Origin of the sequence: Inhella proteolytica, from assembly GCF_016093275.1 — a bacterium.
Classification (GTDB): domain Bacteria; phylum Pseudomonadota; class Gammaproteobacteria; order Burkholderiales; family Burkholderiaceae_C; genus Inhella; species Inhella proteolytica.
Window position 1 is genome coordinate 498,469 of record NZ_JAEDAK010000001.1, and the last position, 19,257, is coordinate 517,725.

The window sequence follows — 19,257 nt, forward strand, 5'->3', positions numbered from 1 at the left end:
GCCGCTTACTGCAGTTTGGAGACCGCCACATGCCGCAGCAGCTGGTCCACCGAGGCGTTCATCACATCGGTGAACGGCTTGGGGTAGACGCCCATGGCGATGACGGCGATGGCCAGCGTGCCCAGCATCCAGAACTCGCGCGAGTTCAAGTCGGTCAGTTGCTTCACGTTGTCGTTGGCCACCGCGCCGAAGTACACGCGCTTGACCATCCAAAGCGAATAGGCGGCGCCGAAGATCAGGGCCGTGGCCGCCAGAGCACCGATCCAGAAGTTCATCTGCACCGCGCCCAGGATCACCATCCACTCGCCAATGAAGCCTGCGGTGCCCGGCAAGCCGCAGTTGGCCATGGCGAACAGCACGGCAAAGGCAGCGAACTTCGGCATGGTGTTGACGACACCGCCATAGTCGGCGATCTCACGCGAATGCACGCGGTCGTACAGCACCCCGATGCACAGGAACATGGCGCCCGAGACGAAGCCGTGCGCAATCATCTGCACCAGGCCGCCGGCCACACCCAGCGGGTTGAAGATGAAGAAGCCCAGGGTCACGAAGCCCATATGGGCCACTGATGAATAGGCCACCAGCTTCTTCATGTCCTTTTGCACCATCGCCACCAGGCCGACGTAGATCACGGCGATCAGCGACAGGGCAATGACGAAGGGTGCGTAGGCATGCGCGGCATCCGGCGTGATCGGCATCGAGAAGCGCAGGAAGCCGTACGCCCCCAGCTTCAGCATGATGGCGGCCAGCACCACGGAGCCACCGGTCGGCGCCTCGACGTGGGCATCCGGCAACCAGGTGTGCACCGGCCACATCGGCACCTTCACCGCAAAGGCGGCGAAGAAGGCGAAGAACAGCAGGGTCTGCGCGTTCATCGGCAGCGGCAGCTGGTGCCAAGCCAGGATGTCGAAGCTGCCCACGCCGGTGACCTTGGCGCTTTGGAAGTACAGGTACAGCAGGGCCAGCAGCATCAGCAGTGAGCCGGCCAGGGTGTAGAGGAAGAACTTAAAGGCCGCGTACACGCGCCGCGGCCCGCCCCACACGCCGATGATCAGGTACATCGGGATCAGCGTGGCTTCGAAGAACACGTAGAACAGCAGGCCGTCCACAGCCGCGAACACGCCCACCATCAGGCCGGAGAGGATCAGGAAGGCGCCCATGTACTGGTTGACGCGCTCCTCGATGACTTCCCAGCCCGCCACCACCACGATGATGGTGATGAAGGCGGTGAGCAGCACGAACCAGACCGAGATGCCGTCCACGCCCAGGGCGTAGCGCACATTGAAGCGCTCGATCCAGAGATGACTCTCGGTGAACTGCAGCGCGGCGCTGCCGACGTCAAAACCCGTGATCAGCGGCAGCGTGACCGCAAAGCTGACCAGCGCCGCCAGCAGCGCCAGCCAGCGCACCAGGCCAGCCTGCTGCGGCTTGCCCAAGGTGAGCAGCAAGGCGCCGCACACCACGGGCAGCCAGATCGAAAGACTCAACCATTGCATTTCTTGTTCTCCGGCTTCACTGGCCCGACAGCTGGGACATCACGGCCCGCAGCTGGGGCTCGATCGTGGGCCAGAGCTTCCAGCTCATCAGGCCCACGACGCCCAGGATCATGGCGAAGGCGTACGCCGTCAGGTGGCCGCTCTGCGCCAAGCGCATGACTCGCGCCAGCAGGCCGACCAGCTTGGCCGAGCCGTTGATCAGGACACCGTCGATCAGACCGGCATCACCGCCCTTCCACAGACCCACACCCAGACCGCGCGCGGCGCGGGCAAAGATCTGCTCGTTGATCCAGTCCATGTAGTACTTGTTCTCCATCACTGTGATCAGCGGGCGCAGGGCGCGCGCGATCGCCGCCGGGATGGCCGGCTGCAGGATGTAGAACCAGTAGGCCATCGCCACGCCCGCCACCGCCAGCCAGAACGGCAGGCTGACGAAGGCGTGCAAGCCCATGGCGATGGCGCCATGCTCGACATGCGGCAGCACATGGGCCAGACCCTTGTGCAGTTCGCCATTGATGGTGATGGCGTCCTTGAAGAAGTCGCCCTGCAGCATCGGCACCAGGGTCAGGCCACCCACCACCAGGGAGGGAATGGCGAGCGCCACCAGAGGCACCCAGACCACCCAGGGGGTCTCGTGCGGCTTCTCGCCCGGCGCCAGGCCATGGTGGTGGTCAGCGTCCGCGTGGTGAGCGTCATGCCCATGGTGGGCCTGGCCGAAACGCTCCGGGCCGTGGAAGACCAGGAAGTACATGCGGAAGGAATAGAAGGCGGTGACGAACACGCCCACGGTGACCGCGATCTGCGCGAAGGTGGCGCCCGGCAGGTTGGAGCCGCCGACTGCCAGGATGATGCTGTCCTTCGAGTAGAAGCCCGAGAGGAAGGGCGTGCCGATCAGGGCCAGCGAACCGATCAGGCTGGTGATCCAGGTGATCGGCATGTACTTCTTCAGACCACCCATGTTGCGGATGTCCTGATCGTGGTGCATGCCGATGATGACCGAGCCAGCGGCAAGGAACAGCAGAGCCTTGAAGAAGGCATGGGTCATCAGATGGAACACGGCCACCGAGTAAGCCGACACACCCAGCGCCACCGTCATGTAGCCGAGCTGACTCAGCGTGGAATAGGCAACCACGCGCTTGATGTCGTTTTGGATGATGCCCAGGAAGCCCATGAACAGCGCGGTGATCGAGCCGACCACCAGCACCACGTTCAGCGCGGTGTCGGAGAGCTCGAACAGCGGCGACATGCGCGCCACCATGAAGATGCCCGCCGTCACCATGGTGGCGGCGTGAATCAGCGCCGAAATCGGCGTCGGGCCTTCCATCGAATCGGGCAGCCAGACGTGCAGCGGGAACTGCGCGCTCTTGCCCATCGCACCGATGAACAGGCAGATGCAGGCCACGGTGATCAGCATCCAGTGGTCGCCCCACAGCGGCATGCTGAACTGGATCTGCGCCAGCTCGTTCTTCTTGGCGAAGATCTCGGCGTAGTTCAGCGAACCGGCGTACGCCACCAGCAGGCCGATGCCCAGGATGAAGCCGAAGTCACCCACGCGGTTGACCAGGAAGGCCTTCATGTTGGCGAAGATCGCCGTGGGCTTGGTGTACCAGAAGCCGATCAGCAGGTACGAGACCAGACCCACCGCTTCCCAGCCGAAGAACAGCTGCAGCAGGTTGTTGCTCATCACCAGCATCAGCATGCTGAAGGTGAATAGCGAGATGTAGCTGAAGAAGCGCTGATAGCCAGGGTCCTCGTGCATGTAGCCGATGGTGTAGATGTGCACCATCAGCGACACCGAGGTCACGACCACCATCATCATGGCCGTCAGGCCATCGACCAGGAAGCCGATCTCCATCTTCAGGCCACCGACGACCATCCATTCGTAGATCGTGCCGCTGAAGCGCGCACCATCGACGGCCACGGCCTTCAGCGTCATCAGCGAGATCACGGCTGCGATGGCCACGCCGAGGATGGTGACCATGTGCGCGCCGCGGCGGCCGATGCTCTTGCCGAACAAGCCAGCCAGGATGCAACCGATCAGCGGTGCCAGCGGCACCCAGAGCAGCAGATTGGGGTTCAAACTCGGAGTCATTCCGTCAACCCTTCAAGGCGTCGAGCTCATCCACGCGGATCGAGCTGCGATTGCGGAACAGCACGACCAGGATGGCCAGGCCGATGGCCGATTCGGCCGCCGCGACGGTGAGGATGAAGAACACGAACACCTGCCCTGCCATGTCGCCCAAGTAATGCGAGAAGGCAACGAAGTTCAGGTTGACCGCCAGCAGCATCAGCTCGATGGCCATCAGCAGCACGATCAGGTTCTTGCGGTTCATGAAGATGCCGATCACCGACAGGGCGAACAGGAATCCGCCCAGCGTCAGGAAATGGCCGAGAGTCAGCGCACCCATCAGGCGCCTCCTTGGGGTTCTTGGGCCGGCGCGGGCTTGACGGCCTCCATCTTGACCAGGCGCACCCGGTCCTTCGCCTTGACGCGCACCTGCTGGCCCGGGTCCTGCCAGCGCGAGTCCTTGCGCTCACGCAGGGTCAGCGCGATGGCGGCGATGATGCCCACAAGCAGCAGCACGGCCGCGATCTGCAGCGGGTACAGGTAGTCGGTGTAGATGGCAATGCCGAGCATCTTCGAGTTGCCCAGGCGGATGGCCTCGGCACTGAGCGGAGCCGCCTCCTGCACTTGGAAGCCGCCGAGCAGCACGGCGGCCATCTCCAGCGCCACGAGCACGCCAATGAAGGCCGCCAGCGGCAGATGCTTCCAGAAGCCCGTGCGCACCTTGTCGGTGTGCACGTCGAGCATCATGACGACGAACAGGAACAGCACCATCACGGCGCCGACGTAGACGAGCACCAGCGTGATGGCCAGGAACTCGGCCTTCAGCAGCATCCAGATGCAGGAGGCGTTGAAGAAGGCCAGCACGAGGAACAGCGCGGCGTGGACGGTGGACTTCGCGGTGATGACGCGAAAGCTCGCGCCCAGCAGCACGACGGAGAACAGATAGAACAGCGCGGTGGTCGTGTTCATGGTGTGTGCGCCTGCGTACCTCAGCGGTACTTGGCGTCCGCCTCCTTGGTCTTGGCGATCAGGGGCTCGTAGCGGTCGCCCACGGCCAGCAGCATCTCTTTGGTGAAGTACAGGTCACCGCGCTTTTCGCCGTGGTACTCGAAGATCGGCGTCTCGACGATCGAGTCCACCGGGCAGCTCTCTTCGCAGAAGCCGCAGAAGATGCACTTGGTCAGGTCGATGTCGTAGCGCGTCGTGCGGCGCGAGCCGTCGGCGCGCACATCGCTCTCGATCGTGATGGCCATCGCCGGGCAAACGGCTTCGCAGAGCTTGCAGGCAATGCAACGCTCTTCACCGTTCTCGTAGCGACGCAGCGCATGCAGGCCCCGGAAGCGCGGGCTCAGCGGCGTCTTTTCCTCCGGGAACTGGATGGTGATATTGGGAGCCAGGAAGTGCCGTCCGGTCAGGGCCATGCCCTTGAACAGCTCGATGAGCATGAAGCTCTTGATGAAATCGATGAGTGCGCGCACTGCTCAGGCCCTCATTTCCAGATGTTCCAGGGGGACTGGATCCACAGCCCCACCACGACGAGCCAGACCAGGGTGATCGGGATGAAGATCTTCCAGCCCAGACGCATGATCTGGTCGTAACGGAAGCGCGGGAACGAAGCGCGCACCCAGAGGAAGAAGGTCACCACCACGAAAGTCTTGGCAAACAGCCACAACCAGTTCCACAGGGCCATCGTCGACTGGATGAATTCCGGCGTCTGCAGGCCGAACAGGCTCCAGCTCACGGGCGCTGCCCAGCCACCCAGGAACATGGTCACGGCTAGCACCGAAACCAGGATCATGTTGGCGTACTCGGCCAGGAAGAACATGGCGAAGCTCATGCCCGAGTACTCGATCATGTGACCGGCCACGATCTCTGACTCACCTTCGACCACGTCGAAGGGATGGCGGTTGGTTTCGGCCAGACCGGAGATGAAGTAGACGATGAAGATCGGCAGCAGGGGGAGCCAGTTCCAGCTCAGGAAGTTCAGGCCTTTCTCGGCAAACATGCCCTTGGCCTGGCCCATGACAATGTCGGTCATGTTCAGCGAGCCGCTGACCATCAGCACCACCACCAGGGCGAAGCCCATGGCGATCTCGTAGCTCACCATCTGCGCCGATGCGCGCATCGCACCCAGGAAGGCGTACTTCGAGTTCGAGGCCCAGCCGGCAATGATCACGCCGTAGACCTCCATCGACATGATGGCCATCAGGAACAGCAGGCCGGCATTGACATTGGCCACCGCCGCCTCGGGCCCGAAGGGCACCACGGCCCAGGCAGCCAGCGCCGGCATGATGGTCATGATGGGGCCGAGGAAGAAGAGGCCCTTGTTCGACGCGGCAGGGAGGATGACCTCCTTGAAGATCAGCTTGACCGCATCGGCGATCGGCGTCAGCAGGCCGTAGGGGCCCACACGGTTCGGACCTGGGCGCAGCTGCGACAGCGCGATGCCCTTGCGCTCCCACAGCGTCAGATAGGCCACGAACAGCATTAGCGGCGCCACCACGGCGACGATCTTCAGCAGGCTCCAGACCACCGGCCAGAAGCCGCCGAGGTACTGAGTACCCAGTGCATAGAGTTGGTCGATCATCAGGCCTTCTCCACGGCGACGGCTGCGAAGCCGGCACCCAGGGTCATGGTCTCGGCCAGGCCGCCGCCAATGCGCACGACGCCCTCGGCAAGCTGGGCATTGCAGCGGGCCGGCAGCAGGGCCGAACCCTGCCCCTGGCTGACGCGCACCATCTCACCGTCCTTCAGACCCAGTTGGGCGAAGAGTGCGGCCGGCAGTTGCACCGTGGCGGACTCTCGCGCCTCGCGGGTGCTCTGCAGGCTTGCCGCCTGACGCACCAACATGTCGCTTGCGTAGAGCGGCAGCTCGTTCAGCCGCACCAGCGAGGACATGTCGGCTTGCGCGGGCGCCTGGAGCGCCGCAGCAGCGGCCGGCTTGACTTCGAGGTTCAGCGTCGCACGAACCTGCTCGCTGGATTCGAAGTCAAAGCCGGGCAGCCCAAGCTGATTGCCGAGCACGCGCAGGACCTTCCAGCCAGGGCGTGCCTCGCCTTGCGGGGGCACCACGCCGACGAAGCTTTGCAGCGTGCCGTCAGCGTTGACAAAGCTGCCAGAGGTCTCGGTAAAGGGCGCCATGGGCAGCAGCACATGGGCCAGATCCAGCAGGGCATCCGTGCGGTGGCTGGCCAGGCCGACCACCATGTCGGCGCCCTTCAAGGCCGCGGCGGCCGCCTGGGCATTGGCAACGTCCAGCAAGGGGTCGGCTCCCACCAGCAGCACACCCTTGGCGGGCGCTTCGCTAAGCAGAGCGCGGGCGCTGCGGCCACCGGGACCGGGGCGTGCACCGGCGAGTTGGGCACCCACGGTGTTCGCCGCTTCGCCCAAGAAACCCACCGTGGCACCACAGGCTTGCGCAATCCAGCTGGCCAGCGCATGCAGCTGGCTGGCCTGCGGATGCTCCGCCGCCGCGTTGCCCAGCAGCAGGGCCTTGTGGTCGCCCTGACTCAGCAGGGTGGCGATCGAACGCGCTTCAGCCGACACGGCGTCCACGGCTTGGGGCGCTTGGCCACCCTGCCCTTCGGCCACGGCCGCTGCGACTTCGGCCAGGAAGCCCACCCACTGCTCCGGACGACGCAGCGCTTGCAGACGCACGGGCATGGCCTCATCGTCCGCCACGGCGTGCAGGCCGGCGATGGCAGCGCCATGCCGTGCGGTCTGGCGCAGGCGCTGTGCGAACAGCGGATGGTCCTTGCGCAGGTTGGCACCGATCACGAAGGCCGCATCGAGCTGCGACAGCGAACTGATGCTGCGGCCCAGCGTGAAGGCCTCGCCCTGGGCGGCGCGCAATGCATCGTCCTGCTGGCGCAGCGCCGCATCAATGTTTTCACTGCCCAGCGCGCGCATCAGTTGCGCGGCCAGGGCCGCCTCTTCCAGGGTGGCATGCGGCGACACCAGTGCCGCCAGCTGGCCGGCCCCGTGTTCGGTGCGGATGGCACTCAGACCCTTGGCGACGTAGTCGAGCGCCGTCGCCCAGTCCACCATCTGCCAGGCGCCACCTTGCTTGAGCATCGGGCGGGTCAGGCGGTTGTCGGCGTTCAGGCCCTCGTAGCTGAAGCGGTCGCGGTCGGCGATCCAGCACTCGTTGACGGCCTCGTTCTCCTGCGGCACCACGCGCAGCACGCGGTTGTTCTTGATCTGAACGATCAGATTGGCGCCGGTCGAATCATGCGGGCTCACGCTCTTGCGGCGCGACAACTCCCAGGTGCGGGCGCTGTAGCGGAAGGGCTTGCTGGTGAGCGCGCCGACCGGGCAGAGGTCGATCATGTTGCCGCTCAGCTCGGAATCCACCGTGCGGCCGACGAAGGTGGTGATCTCGCTGTGCTCACCCCGGTTGGGCATGCCCAGCTCCATCACGCCGGCGATCTCCTGACCGAAGCGCACGCAGCGGGTGCAGTGGATGCAGCGGCTCATCTCTTCCATCGAGATCAGCGGGCCGACGTTCTTGTGGAAGACGACGCGCTTTTCTTCGGTGTAGCGGCTCTTGCTTCCGCCATAGCCCACCGCCAGATCCTGCAGCTGGCACTCGCCACCTTGGTCGCAGATCGGGCAGTCAAGCGGGTGGTTGATGAGCAGGAACTCCATCACCCCCTGCTGGGCCTTGACCGCCTTCTCGCTCTTGGTCCGCACGATCATGCCGGGCGTGACCGGCGTGGCGCAGGCGGGCATGGGCTTGGGCGCCTTCTCGACGTCGACCAGGCACATGCGGCAGTTGGCCGCGATGCTCAGTTTCTTGTGATAGCAGAAGTGCGGCACATAGGTGCCGACCTTCTCGGCCGCATGCATGACCATGCTGCCTTCTGGTACGGCCACTTTCTGGCCGTCGATTTCGATTTCAACCATCTCAGGCGGCCTTCTTCGCGTTGGCGGCTTCGATCATTTGCACGAATTCGTGCTTGAAGTGCTTGAGCATCGCGCGCACCGGCATGGCGGCGGCGTCGCCCAGCGCGCAGATGGTGCGGCCCTGGATGTTGTCGGCCACGCTGTTCAGCAGGTCGATGTCTTCCGGGCGGCCTTTGCCATGCGCAATGCGCTCGATCACCCGCCACATCCAGCCCGTACCTTCACGGCAGGGCGTGCACTGGCCACAGCTCTCGTGCATGTAGAAGTAGGAGAGGCGCAGCAGCGAGTTCACCATGCAGCGCGAGTCGTCCATCACGATGACGGCGCCCGAACCCAGCATCGAGCCCGCCTTGGCGATGGAGTCATAGTCCATCGTGCACTGCATCATCACGTCGGCCGGCAGCACGGGCGCCGACGAGCCGCCGGGAATGACGGCCTTCAGCGTGCGGCCTGTGCGCACCCCGCCCGCCAACTCCAGCAGGGTGCTGAAGGGCGTACCCATCGGCACCTCGTAATTGCCGGGACGGTTGACGTCACCGCTGACCGAGAAGATCTTGGTGCCGCCGTTGTTCGGCTTGCCCACTTCGAGGTAGGCCTGGCCGCCGTTGCGGATGATCCAGGGCACTGCGGCGAAGGTCTCGGTGTTGTTGATCGTCGTCGGCTTGCCGTACAGGCCGAAGCTGGCCGGGAACGGCGGCTTGAAGCGCGGCTGGCCCTTCTTGCCTTCCAGCGATTCGAGCAGCGCGGTTTCTTCGCCGCAGATGTAGGCGCCGAAGCCGTGATGGGCGTGCAGCTGGAAACTGAAGCCGGAGCCGAGGATCTTGTCGCCCAGCAGGCCGGCGGCACGGGCCTCCTCAAGGGCGGCCTCGAAGCGCTCGTAGACCTCGAAGATTTCGCCGTGGATGTAGTTGTAGCCCACGCTGATGCCCATCGCGTAGGCCGCGATGGCCATGCCCTCGATCACCGAGTGCGGGTTGAACATCAGGATGTCGCGGTCCTTGCAGGTGCCCGGCTCGCCTTCGTCCGAGTTGCAGACCAGGTATTTCGCACCCGGGAACTGGCGCGGCATGAAGCTCCACTTCAGACCGGTGGGGAAACCGGCGCCGCCGCGGCCGCGCAGCGACGAGGCCTTGACCTCGGCAATCACCTGCTCGGGCGTCATGCCGCCATCAGCGGCCAGGATCTTGCGCAGGGCCTGGTAGCCGCCGCGCGCCTCATAGTCTTTCAGGCCCCAGTTCTTGCCGTTCAGCTCGGCATAGATCTGCGGCTGGATGTGGCGCCCGTGGAAGCAGGTCAGGTCGCCGGTGCTCTGGAATTTCGACAGGTCGATCATGCTCAGGCCTTCTTCAGCACGTCGAGCAGCTCGTCGAGCCGCTCGTGGCTCATGTAGCTGCACATCTGACGGTCATTGACCAGCATCACCGGCGCATCAGCGCAGGCACCCAGGCACTCGCACTGCTGCACGGTGAAGAGTCCGTCGGCCGTGGTGCCGCCGGCCTCCACGCCGAGCTTGTTCAGCACGTGCTCCAGCGCCTGTTGACCACCCCGCAGTTGGCAGGGCAGGTTGGTGCAGACGTTCAGCTTGAACTTGCCAACCGGCTGCTGGTTGTACATGTTGTAGAAGGTCGTGACCTCGTGCACCGCAATCGGCGCCATGCCGAGATAGGCCGCCAGCACCTCCTCGGACTCACGCGAGACATGGCCTTCTTCCTGCTGGATGATGGACAAGCAGGCCATCACGGCCGACTGCTTCTGCTCTGCAGGGTATTTGGCGACTTCGCGGTCCCAACGGGCGCGCGTCGCGTCACTCAAGGTGTAGCTGCTCATCGATCGATCTCGCCGAACACGATGTCCATGGTGCCGATGATGGCCACTGCGTCCGCAATCATGTGGCCGCGGCTCATCTCATCGAGCGCCGCCAAATGCGCGAAGCCGGGGGCGCGAATCTTCAGGCGGTACGGCTTGTTGGCGCCGTCGCTGACCATGTAGATGCCGAACTCGCCCTTCGGATGCTCTACCGCGGCATAGGCCTCGCCTTCGGGCACGCGGAAGCCTTCGGTGAAGAGCTTGAAGTGGTGGATCAGCTCTTCCATGTTCGACTTCATGGACTCGCGGGCCGGCGGCGCCACCTTGTGGTTGTCGGTGATCACCGGACCAGGGTTGGCTTTCAGCCAGGCCACGCACTGCTGAATGATGCGATTGCTCTGGCGCATCTCTTCCATGCGCACCAGATAGCGGTCGTAGGTGTCACCGTTGACACCCACCGGCACGTCGAAGTCGAGGTCCGCATAGCAGTCGTACGGCTGCTGCTTGCGCAGATCCCAGGCGATGCCCGAGCCGCGCAGCATGGCGCCGGTGAAGCCCAGGTTCAGCGCGCGCTCCGGCGTGACCACGCCGATGCCCACGGTGCGCTGCTTCCAGATGCGGTTGTCGGTCAGCAGGGTCTCGTAATCGTCCACGCAGGCCGGGAAGCGCTTGGTGAAGTCTTCGATGAAGTCCAGCAGCGAGCCCTTGCGGTTCTCGTTCAGCTTGGCCATGGTCTTGGCGTTGCGAACCTTGCTGGCCTGGTACTGCGGCATCACGTCCGGCAGGTCACGGTAAACGCCGCCCGGACGGAAGTAGGCCGCGTGCATGCGCGCACCCGACACCGCCTCGTACATGTCGAAGATGTCTTCGCGCTCGCGGAAGGCGTAGATGAAGATGTTCATCGCGCCGCAGTCGAGGCCGTGGCAACCGAGCCAGAGCAGGTGGTTCAGCAGGCGGGTCAGCTCGCTGAACATGACACGGATGTACTGGGCGCGCAGTGGCACCTGCAAGCCCAGCATCTTCTCGATGGCCAGGCAGTAGGCGTGCTCGTTGCACATCATCGAGACGTAATCCAGCCGGTCCATATAGGGCAGCGACTGGATGTAGGTCTTGCTCTCCGCCAGCTTTTCGGTGGCGCGGTGTAGCAGACCGATGTGCGGATCGGCGCGCTGGATCACTTCGCCGTCCAACTCCAGCACCAGGCGCAGCACCCCGTGCGCTGCCGGGTGCTGGGGGCCGAAGTTGAGGGTGTAGTTCTTGATTTCGGACATCAGTTCAGACCCCCGTAGTGGTCTTCGCGGATCACGCGCGGCGTGATCTCACGCGGTTCGATGGACACCGGCAGGTAGATCACGCGGCGCTGTTCGGCGTCGTAGCGCATTTCGACGTGACCCGACACCGGGAAGTCCTTGCGCATCGGGTGGCCGATGAAGCCGTAGTCGGTGAGGATGCGGCGCAGATCCTCATGGCCATCGAACAAGATGCCGTAGAGGTCGAAAGCCTCGCGCTCAAACCAGTTGGCCGACGTCCACAGCGGCGTGACGGACGCCACCAGGGGCAGGTCATCGTCGGGCGCGAACACTTTCAGCCGCACACGCTGGTTCAAGCTGACCGACAGCAGCTGCGAGGCGACGCAAAAACGGGGGCCTTCCCAGGCGGCGTTGCCATAGCTGGAGTAGTCCAGGCCGCAGAGGTCGATCAACTGCTCGAAGCGCAGCTCGGAGTGATCGCGCAAGGTCTTGGCGGCGGCGTAGTAATCGGCTGCCGCCACTTCCACGGTGATCTCGCCCAGGGTCCGGGTCAGTTTGCGGATGCGCTCGCCGAGCGCATTCTTGAGGCTGGTTTCCAGCCGGTCCAAACAAGGGGTAACGCTCATCGGCTGTGCCTTCAGCGGGCAATCGTGTTTTCGCGGCGGATCTTGGCCTGCAGTTGCAGCACGCCATAGAGCAACGCCTCGGCGGTGGGCGGGCAGCCCGGCACGTAGACATCCACGGGAACGATGCGATCGCAGCCGCGCACCACCGAATAGCTGTAGTGGTAGTAGCCACCGCCATTGGCGCAGCTACCCATCGACAGCACCCAGCGGGGCTCGGCCATCTGGTCGTAGACCTTGCGCAGCGCCGGCGCCATCTTGTTGCACAGCGTGCCCGCCACGATCATCAGATCACTCTGGCGCGGGCTCGGGCGAAACAGCATGCCGAAGCGGTCAATGTCATAGCGCGCCGCACCGGCGTGCATCATTTCCACCGCGCAGCAGGCCAGGCCAAAGGTCATCGGCCACAGCGAGCCGGTCTTGGACCAGTTGATCAGCTTGTCGACCGAGGTGGTGACGAAGCCTTCCTTGAGAACGCCTTCAATACCCATTGCTTATTCCCAGTCCAACGCGCCCTTTTTCCACTCGTAGGCAAAGCCGACGACGAGGATGCCGAGGAAAACCATCATGGCCCAGAAGCCCGTCGGTCCGATTTCCTTGAGCGCAACGGCCCAAGGGAACAGGAAGGCAATTTCCAGGTCAAACAGGATGAACAGAATGGCCACGAGGTAATAGCGCACATCGAATTTCATGCGCGCGTCTTCAAAGGCCTCGAAGCCGCATTCGTAAGGGGAGTTCTTTGCCGCATCAGGGCGATGCGGGCCCAGCAGCGCGCCGAGCACTTGGGGGATGACGCCGACGGCGGCACCGACCAGGATGAAAAGGATGACAGGGAGGTACTGTTCCAAACTCATGGTCATGTCTGCCGGGCAAAAAACCGCGGCATGTTACGCGCTAGAAACGAAAACGGGCGCTTGGCTGGTATTGCTAAGCGCCCGTCTTTGCGATTCGTCAATCGAGAGATTGCCGCTGGAATTTGGTGCGGTCGGCGAGACTCGAACTCGCACAGCTTTCGCCACTACCCCCTCAAGATAGCGTGTCTACCAATTTCACCACGACCGCTTGTTTTCACTATTCGCCGCGTTGCTCGGACCAGTGAGGTTTGGTCTGCAGCGAACAGCCTCGCATTCTATAGCGAAAATTTAGTCTTTTGCAGGGGCCGAAGCTTCCGATGCAACCGCAGCCGGAGCCGAGGCCAGGTTGGCGGCTGGTGCAGCAAGCCCGGGAATGGCGGCGGCACCCGTTTGGGCCGGTTGCGAGGCCACGGCAGCCGGGGCATCCAGGAAGGAACCCTTGTCCGTGCCCGCGCTATTGCGTGCGTTGCCGAAGTAGGCCAGGAACAGCGTGCACACGAAGAAGAGCGTGGCACAGATGGCCGTCGACTTGGACAACACATTGGCACTGCCGGTGGCACCGAACAAGGTACCCGAGGCACCTGCACCAAAAGAGGCCCCCATGTCGGCACCCTTGCCGTGCTGAACCAGCACCAAGCCGATCATGGCCAGCGCACTCAGCAACTGCACCACCAGCAACAGATTCATCAGGAATTGCATCGTCAGGTTCTCCTTATTGGGTTCAGGCGCGGCAGATCGCGTCGAAGTCGGCCGCCTTCAAGGCCGCCCCACCGATCAGCCCGCCATCGATATCGGGTTGAGCAAACAGCTGCGCGGCGTTGTCCGGCTTGACGCTGCCGCCGTACAGGATGCGCATCTGTGCTGCAGCAGGGGTTGCGGCCAGCAGCTGTTGGCGCAGTCGGGCATGCACGTCCTGGGCTTGCTCCGGGCTCGCCGTCAGGCCGGTGCCGATAGCCCAAACGGGCTCATAAGCCACGACCACCTCGCCGATGCGAGCACCGAGGTTGCGGATCAAGGTACCCAGCTGCCGCTGGACCACCGCCTCGGTGTGACCGGCCTCGCGCTCGGCACGGGTTTCGCCCACGCAGACGATCGGGGTCAGATCCTGTGCCAGCGCCGCCTTGGCCTTGGCTGCCACCAGCTGGTCATTCTCGGCGTGGTAGCTGCGGCGCTCGCTGTGACCCACGATGGCGTAGCGCGCGCCGAACTCCTTCAGCATGGTGGCTGAGATTTCACCGGTGTAGGCCCCTTGTCCGTTGTGCGCGGACACGTCCTGCGCACCCCAGGCGATAGGAGTGCTGGCGAGCAGTTGCTCGCACTGCGGCAGGTAGAGCGCCGGCGGACAGACCGCCACATCGCTGGGCCATGGACCGCGGCCCTTCAGCTCGGCCAGCAGCGCCTCAATGAAGCCCTTGCCGCCATGCATCTTCCAGTTGCCAACCACCAATTTCTTGCGTTGCATCTTCAATCTCCTTGCCAGGACAGCACCAGCTTGCCGACATGTGCCCCAGCCTCCAGTTCGCGGTGCGCCTCGGCCGCTTGGGCCGCAGGCCAGACCCGATGGATCACCGGGCGCACGACACCTTGCGCCAACAGGGGCCAGACCTTGGCCCGCAACTGCGCCCCGATCGCCGCCTTAAAGGCCAACGGGCGGCTGCGCAGGGTATTGCCGCTGATGCGCTGACGCTTTCGCAACAAGACGCCGGCGTCCAACTCAGCCTTGGTTCCGCCCTGCACCGCAATCACCAGCAGGCGCCCCTCTTCGGCCAGCACCTGCTGGTTGCGGGCGATATAGGGGCCCGCCACCATGTCGAGGATCAGGTCAAAGCCCCGCCCCTGAGTCGCGCGCAGTCCTTCGGCGACAAAGTCCTGCTCGCGGTAGTTGATGGCCCCATCCGCCCCCAGGGACAGACAGGCCTTGGCCTTGTCGGCATGGCCCACCGTGACCCAGACCTGGGCACCAAACGCCTTGGCCAGTTGGATCGCGCTCACGCCGATGCCGCTGGAGCCGCCGTGGATCAGCACGCGATCACCCGCCCGCAGACCCCCTTGATCGAACAAGTTCGACCAGACGGTGAAGCAGGTCTCCGGCAACCCGGCGGCTTCCACCAAGCTCCAACCCTTCGGCACGGGCAGGCACTGCGCAATCGGCGCCACGCAGCGCTCGGCATAGCCCCCACCCGCCACCAGGGCACACACGGCATCGCCGAGCGACAAACCGGCCGCCTGCAGGGCGTCGGCGTCACCGGACTCGATGAATCCGGCGACCTCCAAGCCCGGCAGCAGGCTGACGCCCGGCGGCGGTGGATATAGGCCCTTGCGTTGCAGCACATCGGGACGATTGACGCCCGACGCCACCACGCGAATCTGGCATTCGCCCGCGCCGGCCTGCGGCTCCGGGTGCTCACCCAGGGTGAGCACCTCTGGACCGCCCGGCTGCGCAAAGCCAATGCCTCGCAAGGTCTTACTCCTGCGCGGGAGCCGGAGCCGGCCGATCGACCAGGGCCTTGATCGACAGCTTGACGCGGCCCTTCTCGTCAGTGTCCAGCACCTTGACCTTGACGATCTCGCCTTCCTTCAGCACGTCGGTGACCTTGTCGATGCGGCGATGGGCGATCTCGCTGATGTGCACCAGGCCATCCTTGTTCGGCAGGATCTGCACCAGGGCGCCGAAGTCGAGGATCTTGACGACCGGACCTTCGTAGACCTTGCCGATCACCGCCTCGGCGGTGATGTCCTCGATGCGTTTCTTGGCCAGTTCGGCCTTGGCTGCATCGGTGGAGGCGATGGTGATGGTGCCGTCGTCACCGATGTCGATCGTGGTGCCGGTCTCTTCGGTCAGCGCGCGGATGGTGGCGCCGCCCTTGCCGATCACGTCACGGATCTTCTCGGGATTGATCTTCATGGTGTAGAGGCGCGGCGCGAAGTCGGAGACCTCGGTGTTCGCACCTGCCACGGCCTCAACCATCTTGCCCAGGATGTGCAGGCGGGCTTCCTTGGCCTGAGCCAGGGCGACCTGCATGATTTCCTTGGTGATACCCTGGATCTTGATGTCCATCTGCAGCGCCGTAACGCCACCGTTGGTGCCGGCCACCTTGAAGTCCATGTCGCCGAGGTGATCTTCATCGCCCAGGATGTCGGTCAGCACGGCGAAGCGGTTGCCTTCCTTGATCAGGCCCATGGCGATGCCGGCGACGTGCGCCTTCAACGGCACGCCGGCGTCCATCATGGCCAGGCAGCCGCCGCAGACCGAGGCCATCGACGACGAGCCGTTCGACTCGGTGATCTCCGAGACCACGCGCAGGGTGTAGGGGAACTCTTCCTTGCTGGGCAGCACGGCCATCAGTGCTCGCTTGGCCAGGCGGCCGTGGCCGATTTCGCGGCGCTTGGGGCTGCCCACGCGGCCCGTCTCGCCGGTGGCGAACGGAGGCATGTTGTAGTGCAGCATGAAACGGTCGCTGAACTCACCGGCCAGGGCGTCAATGAGTTGCGCGTCGCGGTCCGTACCCAGGGTGGTGACCACGAGGGCCTGGGTTTCGCCACGAGTGAACAGAGCCGAACCGTGGGTACGCGGCAGCAGGCCGGTGCGGATCTCGATGGCGCGCACGGTGCGGGTGTCGCGGCCATCGATGCGCGGCTCGCCGTTCAGGATCTGGCTGCGCACGATGCGGGCTTCGATCTCGAACAGCAGGTTGTCGACCTCGACGCCGTCGAATTCTGTGCCAGCTTCCTTCAGCGCGGACTTCACGTTGGCGTAGGCGGCACGGCAAGCCTCGGTACGCGCCTGCTTGCTGCGGATCTGGTAGGCGGCGCGCAGCGCTTCCTCGGCCAACTGGGTGACCTTGGCGATGAACTCTTCGTTCTTGGCCGGGGCGGTCCAGTTCCAGCTCGGCTTGCCGGCGTCACGAACCAGTTCGTGGATGGCATTGATGGCGGTCTTGCCTGCCTCGTGGCCGAACACCACGGCACCGAGCATCACCTCTTCGCTCAGCTGGTCGGCTTCCGACTCCACCATCAGCACGGCAGCTTCGGTGCCGGCGACCACCAGGTCGAGCTTGCTGTTGGCCAGTTCGGTCTTGCCGGGGTTCAGCACGTATTCGCCGTTGATGTAACCCACGCGGGCCGCACCGATCGGGCCATTGAACGGAATACCCGACACCGCCAACGCGGCGCTGGTGGCAATCATGGCGGCGATGTCGGCCTGCACCTCGGGGTTCAGGCTCAGGGTGTGGATGACGACCTGGACTTCATTGAAGAAGCCTTCCGGGAACAGCGGGCGGATCGGACGGTCGATCAGGCGGCTGGTTAGGGTCTCCAACTCGCTGGGGCGGCCCTCGCGCTTGAAGAAGCTGCCGGGGATCTTGCCGGCGGCATAGGTCTTCTCGATGTAGTCGACAGTCAGAGGGAAGAAGTCCTGGCCGGCTTTGGCTTCCTTGCGCGCCACGACGGTGGCAAGCACGACGGTGTCGTCGATGTTGACCAGCACGGCGCCGGTCGACTGGCGGGCAATCTCACCCGTCTCCATCGTGACGGTGTGCGATCCCCATTGAAAGGTCTTGCTGACTTTTTGGAACATGGTCATGAATGGCTCCTAGAAGGAAAAGAGCCGGGCTCGGCAAGCCGTTCGCCATGTCATTCCAAAGGCACTGCACGCAGCGGCTTTGGAATGGCACACGCGATCACGGGTTGCGGGTCTCCGGCGGGATGGAGAAAGAGCCTGCGGGGCAGGCTCTCTCAAGGGGTGCTTACTTGCGCAGGCCGAGCTTCTTGATCAGCTCGACGTAGCGGGCGCTGTCACGGCTCTTCAGATAGGCCAGCAGGCGCTTGCGCGAATTGACCATCTTCAGCAGGCCGCGGCGGCCATGATGGTCCTTGGGGTTGGCCTTGAAGTGAGGGGTCAGCTCGTTGATGCGAGCGGTCAGCAGAGCGACTTGCACTTCGGGGCTGCCGGTGTCATTGGCGGCACGGGCGTGGGCCTTGACGATATCGGCTTTGTTCAGATCGGCGACGGACATGGTGTTTCCTGGTGTTGGAAAGCCGTCGCCAAACCTGCGGTCGGGTCGAGCGGTTTCCGGGGTTGGACTTGCGAGCGAGAGTGAAACCGACCCTCGTCGTGCGATGCGTCTTGCGACGGCTCTGCACCTGGCTGGCGCAAAACCTGCGGAGTGTATCAGACCATGGCCAATGGCCAGCGAGGATGCACCTCGAAGCTGTAGGTGGGCTGGGCATCCGCCACCTGGGTCTGCCAGCGCATGGCGGCGGCCAGCGCAATCATGGCGCCGTTGTCGGTGCACAGGGCCAGCTCCGGGTAGTGCACGCGCACGCCGCGGCGCTGGCAGGCCTCATTCAGTTGCTCGCGCAGACGCCGGTTCGCCCCCACGCCGCCGGCCACCACCAAGCGCTTCAGGCCCGTCAGCTTGAGCGCCGCCAGACTCTTGCGCACCAACACCTCGACGATCGCAGCCTGGGTGGAGGCCGCCAGATTGGCCTGCGTCTGCGCGTCGCCCGCGGGCAACTTGCGGGCCTGCGTCAACACAGCGGTTTTCAGGCCGGCAAAGCTGAAATTCAGATCGCCACTGTGCAGGAGCGGACGCGGCAGCGGGAAGGCATCGGCCCTGCCCTGCTCGGCCAGACGCGCCAGATGAGGGCCCCCTGGATAAGGCAGCCCCAGCAGCTTGGCACTTTTGTCGAAGGCCTCGCCAGCGGCGTCGTCAATGGTCTCACCGAGCAACTCGTACTCACTCACGCCCTGCACCCGCATCAGCTGCGTGTGGCCTCCAGAGACCAGCAGGCAGACGAACGGAAACTCGGGCGGATCGGCGGAAAGAAAGGGCGAGAGCAAATGCCCTTCGAGGTGATGCACCGGCAGGGCCGGCAGCCCCAGGCTGGCGGCCAAAGCCACCGCGGCGCCTGCCCCCACCAGCAAGGCGCCGGCCAAGCCGGGCCCTTGCGTGTAGGCAATGGCATCCAGATCAGCCAAGGCCAGCCCGGCCTCGGCCAGCGCCTGGCGCGTGAGCGGCAGCACGCGGCGGATGTGGTCGCGCGAGGCGAGCTCAGGCACGACGCCGCCATAGGCCTGGTGCATGGCGATCTGGCTATGCAGCCCCTGCGCCAGCAGGCGCGGCGGGGCGCCTGGGCTGCACTCCACCACCGCCACCCCGGTCTCGTCGCAGCTGGACTCGATGCCAAGGACCCGCCAGCTCATTCAGCCCCCCAGGCGCCATGCGTCGCACGCCCAATGGGGCGCGAACACCT

The 19,257-nt window shown here is 64.5% G+C and carries 19 protein-coding genes and 1 tRNA gene; all 20 read right to left on the reverse strand.

What is annotated here, in order from left to right; all coding sequences use genetic code 11:
* Positions 1 to 5 precede the first annotated feature (5 nt).
* Positions 6 to 1,496: an NADH-quinone oxidoreductase subunit M gene (locus I7X39_RS02210; RefSeq protein ID WP_198109309.1), complete on the reverse strand. Its 1,491-nt coding sequence runs from the start codon at positions 1,494 to 1,496 to the stop codon at positions 6 to 8.
* Between the two features lie 16 nt (positions 1,497 to 1,512).
* Complete coding sequence (gene nuoL / locus I7X39_RS02215; protein WP_198109310.1) at positions 1,513 to 3,588, reverse strand: NADH-quinone oxidoreductase subunit L; 2,076 nt, start codon at positions 3,586 to 3,588, stop codon at positions 1,513 to 1,515.
* Between the two features lie 4 nt (positions 3,589 to 3,592).
* Positions 3,593 to 3,904: an NADH-quinone oxidoreductase subunit NuoK gene (gene nuoK / locus I7X39_RS02220; protein ID WP_198109311.1), complete on the reverse strand. Its 312-nt coding sequence runs from the start codon at positions 3,902 to 3,904 to the stop codon at positions 3,593 to 3,595.
* The gene (locus tag I7X39_RS02225; protein ID WP_198109312.1) at positions 3,904 to 4,533 is read right to left on the reverse strand and encodes an NADH-quinone oxidoreductase subunit J; all 630 of its coding nucleotides are present in this window, start codon (positions 4,531 to 4,533) and stop codon (positions 3,904 to 3,906) included. The genes nuoK and I7X39_RS02225 overlap by 1 nt, the downstream gene beginning before the upstream one ends.
* Before the next feature lie 20 nt (positions 4,534 to 4,553).
* Positions 4,554 to 5,042, reverse strand: coding sequence for an NADH-quinone oxidoreductase subunit NuoI (nuoI, locus tag I7X39_RS02230; protein WP_310739832.1), 489 nt, complete (start codon positions 5,040 to 5,042; stop codon positions 4,554 to 4,556).
* Between the two features lie 11 nt (positions 5,043 to 5,053).
* Positions 5,054 to 6,151, reverse strand: coding sequence for an NADH-quinone oxidoreductase subunit NuoH (nuoH, locus tag I7X39_RS02235; protein ID WP_198109313.1), 1,098 nt, complete (start codon positions 6,149 to 6,151; stop codon positions 5,054 to 5,056).
* Entirely contained in the window at positions 6,151 to 8,469 is a 2,319-nt protein-coding gene (gene nuoG, locus I7X39_RS02240) for an NADH-quinone oxidoreductase subunit NuoG (protein WP_198109314.1), read from the reverse strand. The genes nuoH and nuoG overlap by 1 nt, the downstream gene beginning before the upstream one ends.
* Before the next feature lies 1 nt (position 8,470).
* The gene (nuoF, locus tag I7X39_RS02245; protein WP_198109315.1) at positions 8,471 to 9,802 is read right to left on the reverse strand and encodes an NADH-quinone oxidoreductase subunit NuoF; all 1,332 of its coding nucleotides are present in this window, start codon (positions 9,800 to 9,802) and stop codon (positions 8,471 to 8,473) included.
* Positions 9,803 to 9,804: 2 nt separating this feature from the next.
* A complete protein-coding gene (gene nuoE / locus I7X39_RS02250) occupies positions 9,805 to 10,296 on the reverse strand; it encodes an NADH-quinone oxidoreductase subunit NuoE (RefSeq protein ID WP_198109316.1) in 492 nt (163 codons plus the stop codon).
* Entirely contained in the window at positions 10,293 to 11,546 is a 1,254-nt protein-coding gene (locus tag I7X39_RS02255; protein ID WP_198109317.1) for an NADH-quinone oxidoreductase subunit D, read from the reverse strand. The genes nuoE and I7X39_RS02255 overlap by 4 nt, the downstream gene beginning before the upstream one ends.
* On the reverse strand, positions 11,546 to 12,151 hold the full coding sequence (locus I7X39_RS02260; RefSeq protein WP_198109318.1) for an NADH-quinone oxidoreductase subunit C: 606 nt from the start codon (positions 12,149 to 12,151) through the stop codon (positions 11,546 to 11,548). The genes I7X39_RS02255 and I7X39_RS02260 overlap by 1 nt, the downstream gene beginning before the upstream one ends.
* Before the next feature lie 11 nt (positions 12,152 to 12,162).
* A complete protein-coding gene (locus I7X39_RS02265) occupies positions 12,163 to 12,639 on the reverse strand; it encodes a NuoB/complex I 20 kDa subunit family protein (RefSeq protein ID WP_198109319.1) in 477 nt (158 codons plus the stop codon).
* Between the two features lie 3 nt (positions 12,640 to 12,642).
* Positions 12,643 to 13,002 (reverse strand): NADH-quinone oxidoreductase subunit A, encoded by a 360-nt coding sequence (locus tag I7X39_RS02270; RefSeq protein ID WP_198109320.1) that lies wholly within the window; start codon positions 13,000 to 13,002, stop codon positions 12,643 to 12,645.
* 123 nt (positions 13,003 to 13,125) lie between these two features.
* Positions 13,126 to 13,210: transfer RNA gene (locus I7X39_RS02275), tRNA-Leu, on the reverse strand.
* An 80-nt stretch (positions 13,211 to 13,290) separates the two neighbouring features.
* The gene (secG, locus tag I7X39_RS02280; RefSeq protein WP_198109321.1) at positions 13,291 to 13,701 is read right to left on the reverse strand and encodes a preprotein translocase subunit SecG; all 411 of its coding nucleotides are present in this window, start codon (positions 13,699 to 13,701) and stop codon (positions 13,291 to 13,293) included.
* 22 nt (positions 13,702 to 13,723) lie between these two features.
* Complete coding sequence (tpiA, locus tag I7X39_RS02285; RefSeq protein WP_198109322.1) at positions 13,724 to 14,464, reverse strand: triose-phosphate isomerase; 741 nt, start codon at positions 14,462 to 14,464, stop codon at positions 13,724 to 13,726.
* 2 nt (positions 14,465 to 14,466) lie between these two features.
* Positions 14,467 to 15,462, reverse strand: a complete 996-nt coding sequence (locus I7X39_RS02290; protein ID WP_198109323.1) for an NAD(P)H-quinone oxidoreductase — start codon at positions 15,460 to 15,462, stop codon at positions 14,467 to 14,469.
* A 4-nt stretch (positions 15,463 to 15,466) separates the two neighbouring features.
* The gene (gene pnp, locus I7X39_RS02295; RefSeq protein ID WP_198109324.1) at positions 15,467 to 17,584 is read right to left on the reverse strand and encodes a polyribonucleotide nucleotidyltransferase; all 2,118 of its coding nucleotides are present in this window, start codon (positions 17,582 to 17,584) and stop codon (positions 15,467 to 15,469) included.
* A 163-nt stretch (positions 17,585 to 17,747) separates the two neighbouring features.
* Positions 17,748 to 18,017, reverse strand: a complete 270-nt coding sequence (rpsO, locus tag I7X39_RS02300; RefSeq protein WP_198109325.1) for a 30S ribosomal protein S15 — start codon at positions 18,015 to 18,017, stop codon at positions 17,748 to 17,750.
* Between the two features lie 155 nt (positions 18,018 to 18,172).
* The gene (gene tsaD / locus I7X39_RS02305; RefSeq protein WP_198109326.1) at positions 18,173 to 19,207 is read right to left on the reverse strand and encodes a tRNA (adenosine(37)-N6)-threonylcarbamoyltransferase complex transferase subunit TsaD; all 1,035 of its coding nucleotides are present in this window, start codon (positions 19,205 to 19,207) and stop codon (positions 18,173 to 18,175) included.
* Between the last annotated feature and the right edge of the window lie 50 nt (positions 19,208 to 19,257).